Below are 14,951 nucleotides of genomic sequence, written 5' to 3'. Positions count from 1 at the left end.
ACAAAGCGGCGGGGCTTGGAGCGGCGCGCGGGTGCGCTATGGTGAAAATACTCACTTTTCCGGACCGCCGCCATGAAAATCGCCCACAAAGCCGGCCTGATTTCCGCCCTGGTATTGGCCTTGACCCTGTCTACCCTGTCCTGGCTGCAATACCTGAGCGTGGCGGACAGCATACGCGCCGGCAAGGAGCAGGAAGTGACCCAGACCAGCCAGGTGCTGGCCGAGCAGATCGCCAATTGGCTGAACGGCAAGCTGGCGCAGATCCAGCTGATGTCGGAAACCATAGACGCCGGTTTCAGCGGCGAGCGCATCCTGGAAGTGTTTCAGCGGCCCATGCTCAAGAACGAGTTCAAGCTGGTGTTCGGCGGCTTGGACAGCGACGGCAAGAGAATCTCCAACGATCCGTCGTGGAATCCGCCGCCCACCTGGGACGCCCGCAAGCGGCCGTGGTATCCGGTGGCCAAGGCGGCCGCCGGCGTCGGCCTGACCGATCCCTATCCGGACGCCGCCTCCGGCGAGATCCTGATTTCGGTGGTGGCCAAGCTGACCGACAAGGGCGCGTTCAAGGGCGCTTTCGGCGGCGACCTCAGCCTGAAGTCGGTTTCGGACGCCTTGAACACCGCCACCTTCAACGGCGCGGGCTACGCCTTCCTGCTGTCCGCCGACGGCAAGATCATCAGCCACCCGGACGCCAAGCTGAACGGCAAGAGCGTCGCCGAGCGGTTCGGCGGCGCCGCGCCGGCGCTGGACGGCAAGGTGCACGAGGTGGAGGTCAACGGTCAGAAACTGATGGTGGCCTTCCAGCCGCTGTCGCACCTGCAGCCGGCCAAGTGGCTGGTGGGCGTGGTGCTGGACGAGGGCAAGGTGATGGCCGAGGCCAAGCAGATAGGCTGGCGCGGCTTTTGGGGCGCGGTGATAGGGGTGTTGCTGAGCATGGTCATCCTCAGCACGCTGATGCAGCAGATCCTGCGCCGTCCCCTGCAGCAGCTCAAGCATTCGCTGGCCGAGCTCAACAGCGGCAACGGCGACCTGACCCGCCGCATCGACGAAAGCTCCCGCGACGAATTCGGAGAGGTGGCCAAGGAGCTGAACCGGTTCATCGCCTATCTGCAGCGCTTGATCGGCGACATCCGCCAGATTTCCACCCGCGTCCACCAGGGCGCCGAGCAGAGCGCGGAAGAGGCGCAGCAGAGCAGCGGCGAGGCCAGCCGCCTGCAAAGGGAGCTGGAGCAACTGGTGGCGTCCATCGGCCAGATGGCGGAGGCGTCCGGCGAGATGACCTCCAATGCCGGCGCGGTGGCCGAGGCCGCGCGGCAGGCGCACGAGGAGACCGGCAGCCGGATGGTGTTGGTCACCCAGTCCAGCCAGGCGATACGGCGCTTGGCCGACACCCTGGAACAGACCTCGCTGTCCATGAACGAGCTGGCCGAGTTCAGCAAGAACATCGAATCCATCGTCCGGGTGATCACCGGCGTGGCCGAGCAGACCAATCTGCTGGCGCTGAACGCCGCGATCGAGGCAGCGCGGGCCGGGGAGATGGGACGCGGCTTCGCCGTGGTGGCGGACGAGGTCCGCAAGCTGGCTTCGCAAACCCAGGAGGCGACGCAGGAAATCCGCAGCATGATAGAGCAGCTGCAGCGCGGCGTGAGCGAGGCCAGGGGCCGGATGGACGAAAGCCGCGATTGCGCCAGCAGCACGGTGAAGGACGCCGAGCAGATCAGCGAGATGCTGACGCGCATCCAGGACGTGATTTCCGACATCAACGCCAAGAACAGCGACATCGCCGGCGCGGTGAGCCGGCAAAGCCAGATGACGCGGGAGATCAACGACAGCGCGGGCAGCATCCAGCACATCGGCCAGCGCGTCAGCGACGCGGCGCAAGTGCAGTTGCGGCACTGCAAGGACACCGCCGCCGACGTGGCCGAGCAGGACGAGATGATCGCCCGCTTCCGGCTGGAGTAGCGCCGGGACGGATAGGCTTGGGCGTGAAAAAGCCGGAGCCGCATCGCGGCCCCGGCGTGGCGGATCCAGCGTTTACAGCGGTTGCTGCAACTGCTGCAGGATTTGCGGGTTTTCCAGCGTGGACACGTCCTGGGTGATCTCCTCGCCCTTGGCGATGGAGCGCAGCAGGCGGCGCATGATCTTGCCGGAACGGGTCTTGGGCAGGTTCTCGCCGAAGCGGATGTCGTCCGGCTGGGCGATCTTGCCGATCTCGTGCGCCACCCAGTTTTTCAGCTCGGCCGCCACCTTCTTGGCTTCCTCGCCCTGCGGGCGCGCGCCCTTGAGCACCACGAAGGCCACCACCGCCTCGCCCTTGACCTCGTGCGGCTTGCCGACCACGGCGGCCTCGGCCACCAGCGGGTTGGCCACCAGCGCGGATTCGATCTCCATGGTGCCCAGACGGTGGCCGGACACGTTCAGCACGTCGTCGATGCGGCCCATGATCCAGAAATAGCCGTTCTCGTCGCGGTTGGCGGAATCGCCGGCCAGGTAGTACTGGCCGTTGAACTCTTCCGGGAAATAGGTTTTCTTGAAGCGCTCGGGATCGTTCCAGATGGTGCGCACCAGGCTGGGGAAGGGCTTCTTGATCACCAGGAAGCCGCCGCGACCCGGGTCCACCTGGGCGCCGGACTCGTCGACGATGTCGGCCATGATGCCCGGCAGCGGCAGCGTGCACGAGCCGGGCTTGGTGGCCACCGCGCCCGGCAGCGGCGAGATCTGGATGGAGCCGGTCTCGGTCTGCCACCAGGTGTCGACGATGGGGCAGCGGCCGCCGCCCACGGTTTCGTGGTACCAGATCCAGGCTTCGGGGTTGATCGGCTCGCCCACGGTGCCGAGCAGGCGCAGGCTGGACAGATCGTGCTGCTTGGGCAGGTCCGCGCCCAGCTTGATCAGCGAGCGGATGGCGGTGGGCGCGGTGTAGAAGATGCTGACCTTGTGCTGCTCAATCATGCGCCAGAAGCGCGAGGCGTCCGGATAGGTGGGCACGCCCTCGAAGATCACCTGGGTGGCGCCGTTGGCCAGCGGGCCGTAGCAGATATAGCTGTGGCCGGTGATCCAGCCCACGTCGGCGGTGCACCAGAACACGTCGTTGGGCTTGTAGTCGAACACCCAGCGGAAGCTGTTGGCCGCGCCCAGCAGATAGCCGGCGCTGCTGTGCTGGATGCCCTTGGGCTTGCCGGTGGAGCCGGAGGTGTAGAGGATGAACAGCGGGTCCTCGGCGTTCATCCATTCCGGTTCGCACTGTTCCGGCTGGCCGCTGGTCAACTGGTGCCACCATACGTCGCGGCCCTCGCTCCAGGCCACCTGGTTCTGGGTGCGCTGGTAGGCGACCACGTGCTTGACGCTGTCGCAGCCGTCCATCGCCAGCGCCTCGTCCACGGTGGCCTTCAGCGGCACGCTCTTGCCGCCGCGCAGGCCTTCGTTGGCGGTGATCACCAGCTTGGCGCCGGCGTCCTGGACGCGGTCGCGCACCGCGCCGGCGGAGAAGCCGCCGAACACCACGGAGTGGATGGCGCCGATGCGGGCGCAGGCCTGCATCGCCACGACGGCCTCGATCACCATCGGCATGTAAATCACCACGCGGTCGCCCTTGGCCACGCCCAGGCTCTTCAGGCCGTTGGCGAACTGGCAGACGCGGCGGTGCAGCTCGGCGTAGGTGACGCGGGTGACCGCGCCGTCGTCGGCTTCGAAAATCAGCGCGATGCGGTTGGCGTTGACCGGCAGGTGGCGGTCCAGGCAGTTGTAGGAGACGTTGAGCACGCCGTCGTCGAACCATTTGAAGAACGGCGCCTGGCTGTCGTCCAGCACGCGGGTGAACGGTTTTTTCCAGGTGATCTGATCGCGCGCCAGATCGCCCCAGAACGACAGGTAGTCGGCGTCCGCCTGCTCGCACAGCGTGTGGTACGCCTCGATGCCGGAGATCGCCGCCTTCTGGCGGAAATCGTCGGAAGGCGGAAAGCTGCGGGTTTCCTTGAGGACGGATTCTAGCGTGGACATAAACTTCTCCTGGATTAACTTTGTAGCGTTGCCGCCGCTCCTGGACCGCCGGAGCGGCGCGGTGGGTTGAAAGGCAGGCCGACATCCTCGGCCCGGCCTTATGTCAATGTCAATGCTTGGAGGCGCCGGACGCGCCGATGCCGGTCATCGCGCGCACGAACTGGGCTTCGAACTTGGCTTTCTCCTCGTCGGCCTGGCGCGACTTGTCCAGCACCGAGAACAGCCAGGTGGAGACGAAGGCCAGGGTCATCGAGAAAATGGCCGGATTCTTGTACGGGAACACCGCGTGCTCGTGCTTGAGCACCTCCACCCAGACCGTCGGCCCCAGCACGATCAGCACCACCGCCGACAACAGGCCGATGAAGCCGCCGATCACCGCGCCGCGCGTGGTCAGCCCCTTCCAGAACATGGACAGGAACAGCACCGGGAAGTTGGCGGAGGCGGCGATGGAGAAGGCCAGGCCCACCATGAAGGCGATGTTCTGCTTCTCGAACACCAGGCCCAGCACGATGGCCACCACGCCCAGCACCACGGTGGTGATCTTGGACACGCGGATCTCGTCGGCCTCGTTGGCCTTGCCGTGCTTGATCACGCTGGCGTACAGGTCGTGCGACACCGCGGACGCGCCGGACAGCGCCAGGCCGGCCACCACCGCCAGGATGGTGGCGAAGGCCACCGCGGAGATGAAGCCCAGGAACATGTCGCCGCCGACGGCCTCGGCCAGGTGCACCGCCGCCATATTGTTGCCGCCTATCAGCTGGGTGACGGATTTGCCGTTCTTGACCACGGTTTCCATCATCCCCGGCTGGTTCAGCACCAGCATGATGGCGCCGAAGCCGATGATGAAGGTCAGGATGTAGAAGTAGCCGATGAAGCCGGTGGCAAAGAATACCGATTTGCGCGCTTCCTTGGCGTCGGACACGGTGAAGAAGCGCATCAGGATGTGGGGCAGGCCGGCGGTGCCGAACATCAGCGCCAGGCCCAGCGAGATCGAGTCGATCGGATCGGCCTTGCCCGGCGCCATGATGGCGATGCCCTTGCTGTGCGCGGCCACCGCTTTTTCAAACATGACTTCCGGGCTGAAACCCACGGTGGCCAGCACCATGATGGCCATGAAGGTGGCGCCGGAGAGCAGCAGCACCGCCTTGATGATTTGCACCCAGGTGGTGGCCAGCATGCCGCCGAACAGCACGTAGCACACCATCAGCACGCCCACCATCAGCACCGCCGAGGTGTAGCTCATGCCGAACAGCAGTTGGATCAACTTGCCGGCGCCCACCATCTGCGCGATCAGGTAAATGGCGACCACCACCAGGGTGGAGGTGGCGGCGAAGCTGCGCACCGGAGTCTGGCGCAGCCGGTAGGAGGCGACGTCGGCGAAAGTGTATTTGCCCAGATTGCGCAGGCGCTCGGCCACCAGGAACAGGATCACCGGCCAGCCCACCAGGAAGCCCATCGAGTAGATCAGGCCGTCATAGCCTTTCTCGAACACCATCGCGGAAATGCCGAGGAAAGACGCGGCGGACATGTAGTCGCCGGCGATCGCCAGGCCGTTCTGAAAACCGGTGATGCCGCCGCCGGCCGCGTAGAAATCGCTGGCGGACTTGGTGCGGCGCGCGGCCCAATAGGTGACGCCCAGCGTGAACGCCACGAACAGCAGGAACATGATGATGGCGTGCCAGTTGGTGGCCTGTTGCTTGACATCGCCCTCAATGGCCCCGGCCGCGATGGCCAAGGAGGGCAGTAGAAGGCCGGCGACGCAGGCCAGTTGCAAGACGCGTTGCTTCATTGCTTGGACTCCTCGACGATTTGCTGATTGAGCAGATCGAATTCAGTGTTGGCGCGGCGGACGTAGATGCCGGTCAGCACGAAGGCCGAAACGATGATCAGCACGCCGATGGGGATGCCCACCGTCATGGTGGCGCCCGCGCTGATCGGATGGCCCAGCGTGGCCGGCGAAAACGCCAGCACCAGGATGAAGCCGTAGTAGATGATCAGCATGGCTAGAGTGAGCTGCCAACCCAGTCTGGTTTTCTTGCGCACCAGTTCCTTGAATTTGGGATTGGACTGCACTTTCTTGAGTATGTCCTCGTTCATTGCATCCTCCTTTGTGGTCGCGACTTGAGATGTCGCTGCTGAAAACATAAGGGAGGTGGCGGAGGCGAATCTAATCGCTTTTTTTGATGCGCAAAATTATTCAGACCGATGTTGCAATGCAGAAATTGATTAAAATCAATACGTTGAAATAGAATTTTTGCTCTTAATGCCGGGGCGGACGCTTGTTGGGGCCAGCGCGAAATCGACGTTGCAGCGGGGCGTCGCGGCCGCGGCGGGCCTTGCCGCAAATGCCCGGGAGCGCCGTCGGCGCGGCACAAAGCGCTTGTTATTTAGCCGGCATTGCGCCGAAAATGGACCGCACAAGACAAAATCATCGCCGGCCTGGCCTCGCTCAGGCCGCCGCCTCCGCCGCATCGCGCGGCGGCGCGCAAGCGGGCGCCGGAGACCCGCCGTCATGCCGCCCATGCCTGCCGCGCGCGGCGATCCGGCTCGCCGTCGGGCATCCAAGTCAGGGGAGAACATGGAAATCTATCAGTTGCGCACCTTTGTCACCGTCGCCCAGCAAGGGCACCTGACACAGGCCGCCGAACTGCTGCATCTGTCGCAGCCGGCGGTCACCGCGCAAATCAAGGCGCTGGAAGAAGAAGTGGGCATGCAGCTGTTCGAGCGCAGCGCGGGAGGGGTGTCGCTGACCCGCATCGGCCAGGAGTTGCTGCCGCAGGCGCAGGCGATACTGGGCGCGGCCAGCGGCATCATCAACCATGCGAGGCAATTGAAGGGCCAGTTGTCCGGCAAGGCGCGGGTCGGCGTCACGCTGACGCCGGACACGCTGAAAATCGGACCTTGGGTGGCGGGGCTGGTGGAGCGCTATCCCTTGCTGGACGTTCAGCTGCGCCACGGCGTGACCGTGGATGTGCTGAACCTGGTGCGCAAGAAGGAGCTGGACGCCGGTTTCTACCTGGGCAAGAACCCCTATGTGAACGTCTCCACCATCAAATTGGCGGAGCTGCCGTTCCGCATCGTCGCGCCCGCCGCCTGGGCGCCGCGTTTGGCCGGCGGCGGCCTCAAGGAATTGGGCAAATTGCCGTGGATAGGCATCTCGCAGTTCTCCAGTCTTTCCAAAATCACCGCGGAATTGTGGCGGGAACTCAACATTTCGCCTAAGAAGGTAGCGGAGTGCGATCATCTCGACGCCATCCTTGAGCTGGTGGCCTCCGGAGTGGGCGTGGCGCTGGCGCGGGAAGAGGCGGCGCAGGCCTGGCGCGACGCCGGCAGGTTGACAGTGCTGCCGGATGTGCGCAAATTGGCCGAGTTACAGTTCGTCTACCCGTCGGACCGGGCGGGCGACCCCGTGCTGGAAATCTTGTTGCAAGAACTGCTGCAGGTGTGGCGTTTGCCCGCCGTTGCGGCATAGGAAGCCGTTCAACGCCGCCGAGCCGAGGCGCGCCGGGCTTTGAACAGGCTCTTGGAACCCGCTTGCGATCCGTTGCGCGTCTTTAGCCGGCCGCGCCCCCCCGTTTCGCAAGCGGTCCGCTGGCGGTAGCCGCGCGCTGCGCGGTCCGCCGGGTTTGACCGAGGAGTGGCAATGACCCGTAGTTGGTTGATCGGCGCGATGGAAAGTTACCGCAGCGCGGTGGAGCGCGGCCAGCAGCGCATGCTGGACGCCCAGCAAGAAGCCTGTAGCGTCTGGTGGTCGGCTTTCGCGCCGGCGTATCCGATGTCGCAGTGCGATCTGGAGCGCAGGCTGGACGATACCCTGCTGGTGGGCGCCAATCTGCTGCAAGCTCAGGCCGATACCCAGCGCGACTGGATGTTGCTGACCGAGCGCTGGCTGTCCGAGGTGAACCGCGACGTGCAGGCCCGCTTGGACGCGGCCAGCGACGACGCCCCCTCGCTGCATCCGCTGTGCCACGCCTGGCAGGTGGGCAGCCTGTCCGGCTCCGCCTTGTCCAAGGTGTCCCGCCAGGTGGGGCATTTCGCCGCCACCAGTCTGTCGTCCACGCCGCTGCGCGCCACTTGCGACGCCAGACGGGTGTGGAAGCGCCAAAAAGCCTGATCCCGGCGCCGGGCCCGCCTTCGCCGGCGCCTGGCCTCAGCCTCAAATCCGCAGCAAGGCGTCGCTGTCCTCCGCATCCATGCTGTGCGGCTCGCCCACCAGCAGCGGGTCGGCCGCTCGGGCGACGCGCGCGTCCTTGCCCGGGTAGTCCAGCCGGGACAGGAAGTAGCGGATGCAGTTGAGGCGCGCGCGCTTCTTGTCGTCGGATTTCACCACCGTCCACGGCGCGTCCCCGGTATGGGTGTGGAAGAAGGTCGCTTCCTTGGCCGCGGTGTAATCGTCCCATTTGTCCAGCGACTGTATGTCGATGGGCGACAGTTTCCAGTGCTTCAGCGGGTCGTCGCGGCGCGAGATGAAGCGGCGCAGCTGCTCTTCGCGGCTAACCGAGAACCAGAACTTGAACAGGCGGATGCCGCTGTTGACCAGCATGCGTTCCAGTTGCGGCGTCTGACGCATGAATTCCAGATACTCGTGCGGATGGCAAAAGCCCATCACCCGTTCCACGCCGGCGCGGTTGTACCAGGATCGGTCGAAGAACACGATCTCGCCGGCGGTGGGCAGGTGCTGGATATAGCGCTGGAAATACCATTGGCCGCGTTCCCGGTCCGACGGCTTCTCCAGCGCCACCACGCGCGCGCCGCGCGGGTTCAGGTGTTCCATATAGCGTTTGATGGTGCCGCCCTTGCCGGCGGCGTCGCGGCCTTCGAACAGGATCACGATCTTCTGGCCGCTTTCCTTGACCCAGTTCTGCACTTTCAACAACTCGATCTGCAAGGCCTGCTTTTGCAGCTCGTACTCCGGGCGGCGCATCCGCGTGCGGTAGGGGTAGCTGGCCGGCAGTTCGGCGCTGACGCTGTCCTCGGCGCTGCCTTGCGGCGCGGCGGCCACTTGCAAGGCCACCGGCTGCCGGCTGACGGTTTCGATGGCTTGCACCGATTCCTGGTGCGCGCGCTCCACATTGTTGCGGCGGTGGGCGGCGGTTCGGCGCGGCGGCTGAACGGCCGGCGGCTGGGCGTCGGCGGCGGCCTCCGCGGGCTGGGGGGCTTGGGGCGGGGTTTTGTCTTGTGTCATGCAAGCTCCTTTGCGAGGGGTAAAACCATGCTACTCCCATGGAAAACGGGTGTCGATGCGCGCGGCTTGGCGCGGGCCGGAACAGCGTTGGAGTCCAAAATGGGGGTTTTGTCACAAGACAAAGCTTTTCATGCCGATTTCATGCATATTCATGCCATTGCGCTTTGACTACGGGAGCGGGCCATGTGGGCGGTGGAGTTGAACGGGGTGTCCAAGAGTTACTGGATGGAGCAGGTGCGGGTGCCGGCGCTGGCCGAGGTCAGCCTCAAGATCGCCGCGGCGCGCTTCACCGTGCTGTCCGGCCAGTCCGGCAGCGGCAAGACCACGCTGCTTAACCTGATCGGCGGCATCGACCGCGCCGACGCGGGGGAGATCGCGGTGGCGGGGCAGGCGCTGAACCGTTTGAGCGACGACGCGCTCAGCGATTTCCGCGCGCGCCACATCGGCTTCATCTTCCAGAATTTCAATCTGATGCCGGTGCTGTCGGCGTTCGAGAACGTCGAATATCCGCTGCAGTTGCAGGGCGTGCCGGCGCGGCTGCGGCGCGAGCGCGCGCTGGAGATGCTGGCGGCGGTGGGTTTGGCGGACAAGGCGACGCACCGCCCCGGCCAGTTGTCCGGCGGCCAGCGCCAGCGGGTGGCGATCGCGCGCGCGCTGGTGCACGAGCCGGCCCTGGTGCTGGCCGACGAGCCCACCGCCAATCTGGACAGCCATACCGGGGCGTCCATCCTGGCCTTGTTGCGCCAGCTGCAGCGCGAACGCCGGGTGGCGGTGGTGTTTTCCTCGCACGACCCGCAGGTGATCGCGGCGGCGGACGAGCGCTACCTGGTCAGCGACGGCCGGGTCGGCGCGCTGAACCCCGAGGAGGCCTGGGCGTGAACACCTTGAAACTGGCCTGGCGCAATCTGCTGCGCAATCGCCGCCGCACCTTGGCGACCTTGTCCACCATGATCATAGGCCTGGTGGCGGTACTGCTGTTCGGCGGCTACAACCGCACCGTGCAATACGGGCTGCAAACCGGCATGGTGCGCGCCGGCGGCCATCTGCAGGTGCAGCACCGCGATTACTTCCTGTACGGCAGCGGCAATCCCGCCGCTTACGGCATCCGCGATTACCGCGCGGTGATGCGGCTGATCGAGAACGACCCGGTGCTGCGGCCGATGCTGACCGTAGTGACGCCCACGCTGAGCCTGGGCGGCATCGCCGGCCATTATTCGGCCGGGGCCTCGCGCACGGTGATCGCGCGCGGCAGCGAGGTGGACGCGCAGAACCGGCTGCGGCGTTGGGACGACTACAGCTTCAACGACAAGCGCAAGCCGGTGGCGCTGACCGGCACCGCGCCGAACGCGGCGGTGATAGGCACCGGGGTGGCGCGGGTGCTGCAGCTGTGCGCGGCGTTCAAGCTCAAGGACTGCGCGCCGCCGCCGGCTCCGCCCGGCGGCGAGGATTTGCCGGCCGATCTGGCGGCCTTGTCCGCGGCGGCGCCGCCCGCCGGCGGCCGCGACGATCAGATCGAACTACTGGCCGCCACCGCCGCCGGCGCGCCCAATGTGGCCCGGCTGCAGGTGGCCAAGGTGGAGAGCCAGGGCATCAAGGAATTGGACGATATGTACGTCGGCCTGCATCTGCGCCAGGCGCAGCAGCTGGTGTACGGCCAGGGCGAGCCGATGGCCACCGCCATCGTGCTGCAGCTGAGGCACACCTCGCAGATTCCGGCGGCCGAGGCGCGTTTGCGCAAGCTGTTCGCCACCAGCTTGCGCGGCCAGCCGCTGGCGGCGCACGACTTCGCCACCCTGCAGCCGCAATACGGCCAGATCACCGGCATGTTCGGCACCATTTTCGGCTTTCTGGCGGTGCTGATCGCCTGCGTGGCGCTGTTCACCATCGGCAACACCATGAATATGGTGGTGCTGGAGCGCACGGTGGAGATCGGCACGCTGCGGGCGATGGGGCTGCGCCGCCGCGGCATCCAGCGCCTGTTCCTGTGCGAAGGCTGGCTGTTGGGCCTGGGCGGCGGCGCGCTGGGCATCGCGCTGGCGCTGCTGGCCGCCTGGCTGATCAACCACGCTGGCCTGACCTGGCTGCCGCCGGGCCAGGTGGACCCCAGCCCCATCCTGGTGCGGGTATGGGGAGAGTGGCGGATGATGGCGGTGACCGCCGGCGGCCTGATGGCGATGGCGCTGCTGTCGTCGTGGTGGCCGGCGCGGCGGGCGGCCGCGGCCAATATCGTGGAGGCTTTGCGTCATGCGTGAAACGCTTGGAACATCGACGGGCATGAGGACGAAACGCTGGGCCGCGCTGGGCGCGGCGCTGTGGGCGGCAACCGCGCTGGCGGCGCCGGACGCGCAGACCATCCTGGCCAACAGCGACGCGGTGCGCAATCCCGAGCGCTCCTTCGGCCTAGTGGTGTCGCTGGTCAGCTACAAGGACGGCAAGCAGAACGAGGCCAGCGCGCTGGCGGTGTATTCGCGGGCGGACGCCGGCAGCGGGCAGTTCCGCAGCCTGCTGCGCTTCATCCAGCCCAAGCGCGACGCCGGCAAGCTGATGCTCAAGAGCGGCAACGATCTGTGGTTTTTCGACCCGGCGAGCAAGGCCAGCGTGCCGATTTCACCGCAACAGCGGCTGCTGGGCCAGGCGGCCAACGGCGACGTGGTCACCGTCAACCTGGCGCTGGACTACCGGGCGGCGCTGGCCGGCGAGGAGACGATACAGGACGGCGACCGCCAGCCCCGGCCGTGCTACAAGCTGCGGCTCACCGCGCGCAATTCCGGCGTCACCTACCACGCGATCGATCTGTGGGTGGACCGCGACGACTACCGCAGCCGCAAGGCGCAGTTCTACGCCGAGAGCGGCAGCCTGCTGAAGACCGCCTATTACCGCGCTTACCAGCCGGTGCTGGGGCGCGAGCGCCCGACCGAGACCGTGATCATAGACGGCCTCAATCCGCGCTGGATCACCGTGTTGCGCAACAGCCAGTTCGCCTGGCGCGAGGTGCCGGAGGCCTGGCTGCAGCGCGACTATCTGCCGCGCTTCCGGGCCGAATGACGATGCGGGGCCTGGCGCTTGGCCTGGCGTTGGCGAGCGCCCTTGTCCAAGGCGCCGACGCGCCGCCGGACGAGGAGGCGCTGCGGCTGGCCGATCAAACCCGGATGGAGGAGGCGGCGCCGCGCGATCTCAAGCTTCAGCTGGAGGCGGCCGCCTTGTCGCCGCGGCCGGGCGAGGACGGCCAGCGGCTGTCCTTGGACCTGCGCTGGGACGGGCGGCTGAGCCCGGCCTGGCGCGGGGTGCTGGCCAACCGGCTGGACTGGCGCTTCGCCGGTTCGCCGCAGCGGGACCGCGGCGTCAATACCCTGAAGGAGGCCTATCTGAGCCGCGAGTTCGGCGTCGACTCGATGCTGGACCTCGGGCGCGTCAATACCCGCTACGGCGTGGCCGTCGGCTACAACCCCACCGATTTTCTCGGCGCCGGCACCGTGCGTTCGGTGGTGTCCGCGGACCCGGACAGCCTGCGCCAGAACCGCCTCGGCAACGCCATGCTGCGCTGGCAGAAACTATGGGACCGCGGCTCGCTGACCGCGATCTGGTCGCCCAAGCTGGGCGCGGGGCCGAACCCGGACGGCGCCAGCCTGGACTGGGGCGCCAGCAATCCCCGGCAGCGGCTGCTGCTGGCCGCCAGCTATCGCTTCGCCGAAAACCTCAATCCGCAATGGCTGCTGCTGCAAGAGCAGGGCCGCTCGCCGCAGTTGGGCTTCAATCTGTCGCGCGTGCTCGGCGACGCCACCGTGGCCTATCTGGAATGGGCCGGCGGCCGGCAGCGCAGCGCCTGGCGGCAAAGCCTGGGGCAGCCGGACTCGGCCTGGCGCAACCGGCTGGCCGGCGGCCTGACCTGGACCGGCGCCAACAAGCTGAGCCTGACGCTGGAAGCGCAACAAGACGGCGCGGCGCCGGATCGCGACGACTGGCGCGCGCTGCGCGCGCAGCCGGCGCTCTACGGCGCCTACCGGGCGGGAGTCGGCGCCGGCGGCGGCCTGCCCACCCGGCGCGCCGCCTTGCTGCGCGCGCATTGGCAGGACGCGCTGGCGGACGATCTGGACCTGACCGCGATGCGCGGCTTCGACCTGGTGGACCACAGCGGCATGAACTGGGCGGAGGCCCGCTATCACCTGGGCCCGGTGGACCTGGCCTTGCAGTGGCAGCGTTTCGACGGCGCGCCGGACAGCCGTTACGGCGCCAGCCCGGCGCGGCGGGTCTGGCAATTGCTGTTCGACTATTTTTACTGAAGCGGCAATGCGCGGCGGCGGCCGCGGCGCGGAACGCATGGCGAGCGGCGGAGAAAGCAACCATAGTGATGAGTGGGGCGGCGCGGCGCCGCCTGGCGTCTAGACTATCCTGACTGACGGGGGACAGGCATGGGCATGAACACGGTGGCCGCTTTGCAAACGTATCTGCGTTCCTGGAACGCGGCGGGCTGCCTGCACGGCGTGGCCGCCGTCGGCCTGGCCGACGGCGAGCGGGCGGCGGTGGCCGGCGGCATGGCCGATCCGGGCCTGGGCGTGGCCAACGAGCAGGACACGGTGTTCCGCATCGGTTCGCTGAGCAAGAGCTTCACCGCCGCCGCGCTGTTGCAGCAGGTGGCCCAGGGGCGGCTGGAGCTGAGCGACAGCCTGGAGCGCTTCTTCCCCGATTTTCCCAACGCGGCGGGCATCAGCCTGCATCAATTGCTGAATCACAGCGCCGGCACCGCCAACTTCACCAGCGCGGCCGAGTATTGGCCGACGCGGATGCGGCTGGCGCACCGGCCGCAGGAGCTGCTGGACTGGGCGCACGCGCTGCCGCCGGCCTGCCCGCCCGGCGTCGCCCACGCTTACAGCAATACCGGCTATCTGTTGCTGGCGGCCATTGTGGAGCGGGTGGCGGATCAGGATTTCGCCAGTTATCGGCAGCAATACCTGTTTCGGCCGCTGGGCCTGGAACGCACCTACGTCGACGACGGCCGCGCCATCCTGCCGCATGCGGCGCGCGGCCTGCATCCGGGCGCGCCGTGGCGCTACGCGGAGCCTATGGACATGTCGGTGGCCTGGGGCGTTTACGATCTGGCCTCCAGCGCCGGCGATCTGTGCCGCTGGCTGGAGGCGCTGCAGCGGGGAGAGGCGCTGCCTGCCAAGCTGGCAGCGCTGATGCTGGACGTGAGCGCCCTAGAGTACGCCTACGGGTTTTACGGCGAGGACTGGACGCTGGCCGGCCGCCGGCAGCGGCTGGCCCAGCATTTCGGCGACGTCAACGGCTTCTTCGCCTTCATGAGCGTCTTGCCCGGCGGCGGCGGCGTGGTGGTGCTGGCCAACGCCTTCGGCTCGCCGGTGGAGAGGCTGGGGCGGGATCTGGCGCGCATCGCCAGCGGCGAGTCCTTGGAAGCCCTGCCTGCGCTGGGACGGCAGCAGCCGGACGAGCAAATGTTCCCGCCGGGGCGTTATGAGAGCGGGGACGGAGCCTGGCTGGAACTGTTTTACAACGAGCACGGCTGCTATGCGCGCAGCCCGCGCCGTTACGGCGTGCCCATCGCCTATCCGCTGACCGTGGCGGCGCAGGCGCCGCAACTGGCGCGCGCCGCGGTGCTGCCGGAAACCCTGCTGGCCGAAGGAGGGATGCTGCAATGGTGCGACGCGGAGGGGGAAAGCAGGCGTTTGCGGCGGCAGTAGGCGGTTTGTCCGGCGGAATGGCGTGGTCTATCGTGAGAACAGACAAAACCAAGCCAGCTTTCGAGTCGAGG

At 67.0% G+C, this 14,951-nt stretch carries 12 protein-coding genes; 8 read left to right on the top strand and 4 right to left on the bottom strand.

The features are described 5' to 3' along the window. Positions 1 to 72: 72 nt before the first annotated feature. Entirely contained in the window at positions 73 to 1,962 is a 1,890-nt protein-coding gene (locus VK98_RS09745) for a methyl-accepting chemotaxis protein (protein WP_048413847.1), read from the top strand. A gap of 72 nt (positions 1,963 to 2,034) precedes the next feature. Here the strand turns inward: VK98_RS09745 and acs are convergent, their stop codons facing one another. From acs to VK98_RS09730, 3 genes are all read right to left on the bottom strand, one after another. After that, positions 2,035 to 3,999 carry an acetate--CoA ligase gene (gene acs / locus VK98_RS09740; protein ID WP_048413846.1) on the bottom strand — a complete coding sequence of 655 codons (1,965 nt, stop codon included), beginning with the start codon at positions 3,997 to 3,999 and terminating at the stop codon, positions 2,035 to 2,037. 109 nt (positions 4,000 to 4,108) lie between these two features. Further along, complete coding sequence (locus VK98_RS09735; protein WP_048413845.1) at positions 4,109 to 5,788, bottom strand: cation acetate symporter; 1,680 nt, start codon at positions 5,786 to 5,788, stop codon at positions 4,109 to 4,111. Beyond that, entirely contained in the window at positions 5,785 to 6,096 is a 312-nt protein-coding gene (locus VK98_RS09730; protein ID WP_048413844.1) for a DUF485 domain-containing protein, read from the bottom strand. The genes VK98_RS09735 and VK98_RS09730 overlap by 4 nt, the downstream gene beginning before the upstream one ends. 481 nt (positions 6,097 to 6,577) lie before the next feature. On the opposite strand from VK98_RS09730, the gene VK98_RS09725 reads away from it, so the two are divergent. After that, positions 6,578 to 7,471 carry a LysR family transcriptional regulator gene (locus VK98_RS09725; RefSeq protein WP_048413843.1) on the top strand — a complete coding sequence of 298 codons (894 nt, stop codon included), beginning with the start codon at positions 6,578 to 6,580 and terminating at the stop codon, positions 7,469 to 7,471. 171 nt (positions 7,472 to 7,642) lie between these two features. Next, positions 7,643 to 8,113: a hypothetical protein gene (locus VK98_RS09720; protein WP_048413842.1), complete on the top strand. Its 471-nt coding sequence runs from the start codon at positions 7,643 to 7,645 to the stop codon at positions 8,111 to 8,113. Positions 8,114 to 8,155: 42 nt separating this feature from the next. On the opposite strand, the gene ppk2 is transcribed toward VK98_RS09720, so the two are convergent. Further along, positions 8,156 to 9,007 (bottom strand): polyphosphate kinase 2, encoded by an 852-nt coding sequence (gene ppk2, locus VK98_RS09715; protein ID WP_197083018.1) that lies wholly within the window; start codon positions 9,005 to 9,007, stop codon positions 8,156 to 8,158. A 360-nt stretch (positions 9,008 to 9,367) separates the two neighbouring features. Between ppk2 and VK98_RS09710 the strand changes: the two genes are divergently transcribed. From VK98_RS09710 to VK98_RS09690, 5 genes are all read left to right on the top strand, one after another. Then, positions 9,368 to 10,063, top strand: coding sequence for an ABC transporter ATP-binding protein (locus tag VK98_RS09710; protein WP_048413840.1), 696 nt, complete (start codon positions 9,368 to 9,370; stop codon positions 10,061 to 10,063). Then, positions 10,060 to 11,436 carry an ABC transporter permease gene (locus VK98_RS09705; protein WP_048413839.1) on the top strand — a complete coding sequence of 459 codons (1,377 nt, stop codon included), beginning with the start codon at positions 10,060 to 10,062 and terminating at the stop codon, positions 11,434 to 11,436. The genes VK98_RS09710 and VK98_RS09705 overlap by 4 nt, the downstream gene beginning before the upstream one ends. A 22-nt stretch (positions 11,437 to 11,458) precedes the next feature. Further along, positions 11,459 to 12,229 (top strand): outer membrane lipoprotein-sorting protein, encoded by a 771-nt coding sequence (locus tag VK98_RS09700; protein ID WP_048413838.1) that lies wholly within the window; start codon positions 11,459 to 11,461, stop codon positions 12,227 to 12,229. Between the two features lie 29 nt (positions 12,230 to 12,258). Next, on the top strand, positions 12,259 to 13,464 hold the full coding sequence (locus VK98_RS09695) for a hypothetical protein (protein ID WP_156187811.1): 1,206 nt from the start codon (positions 12,259 to 12,261) through the stop codon (positions 13,462 to 13,464). A 135-nt stretch (positions 13,465 to 13,599) separates the two neighbouring features. Beyond that, positions 13,600 to 14,880 carry a serine hydrolase gene (locus tag VK98_RS09690; RefSeq protein WP_048413836.1) on the top strand — a complete coding sequence of 427 codons (1,281 nt, stop codon included), beginning with the start codon at positions 13,600 to 13,602 and terminating at the stop codon, positions 14,878 to 14,880. The last annotated feature ends 71 nt before the right edge of the window (positions 14,881 to 14,951 follow it).

Origin of the sequence: Chromobacterium sp. LK11 (assembly GCF_001043705.1) — a bacterium.
Classification (GTDB): Bacteria; Pseudomonadota; Gammaproteobacteria; order Burkholderiales; family Chromobacteriaceae; genus Chromobacterium; species Chromobacterium alkanivorans.
Note: the sequence above shows the minus strand (reverse complement) of the source record. Positions and strands in the feature narration are given on the sequence as shown.

Coding starts and splice junctions, on each gene's coding strand:
- VK98_RS09730 (WP_048413844.1), bottom strand. CDS start 6,096: ATGAACGAGGACATACTCAAGAAAGTGCAGTCCAATCCCAAATTCAAG.
- VK98_RS09700 (WP_048413838.1), top strand. CDS start 11,459: ATGAGGACGAAACGCTGGGCCGCGCTGGGCGCGGCGCTGTGGGCGGCA.
- VK98_RS09725 (WP_048413843.1), top strand. CDS start 6,578: ATGGAAATCTATCAGTTGCGCACCTTTGTCACCGTCGCCCAGCAAGGG.
- VK98_RS09735 (WP_048413845.1), bottom strand. CDS start 5,788: ATGAAGCAACGCGTCTTGCAACTGGCCTGCGTCGCCGGCCTTCTACTG.
- acs (WP_048413846.1), bottom strand. CDS start 3,999: ATGTCCACGCTAGAATCCGTCCTCAAGGAAACCCGCAGCTTTCCGCCT.
- VK98_RS09745 (WP_048413847.1), top strand. CDS start 73: ATGAAAATCGCCCACAAAGCCGGCCTGATTTCCGCCCTGGTATTGGCC.
- VK98_RS09710 (WP_048413840.1), top strand. CDS start 9,368: ATGTGGGCGGTGGAGTTGAACGGGGTGTCCAAGAGTTACTGGATGGAG.
- VK98_RS09690 (WP_048413836.1), top strand. CDS start 13,600: ATGAACACGGTGGCCGCTTTGCAAACGTATCTGCGTTCCTGGAACGCG.
- VK98_RS09720 (WP_048413842.1), top strand. CDS start 7,643: ATGACCCGTAGTTGGTTGATCGGCGCGATGGAAAGTTACCGCAGCGCG.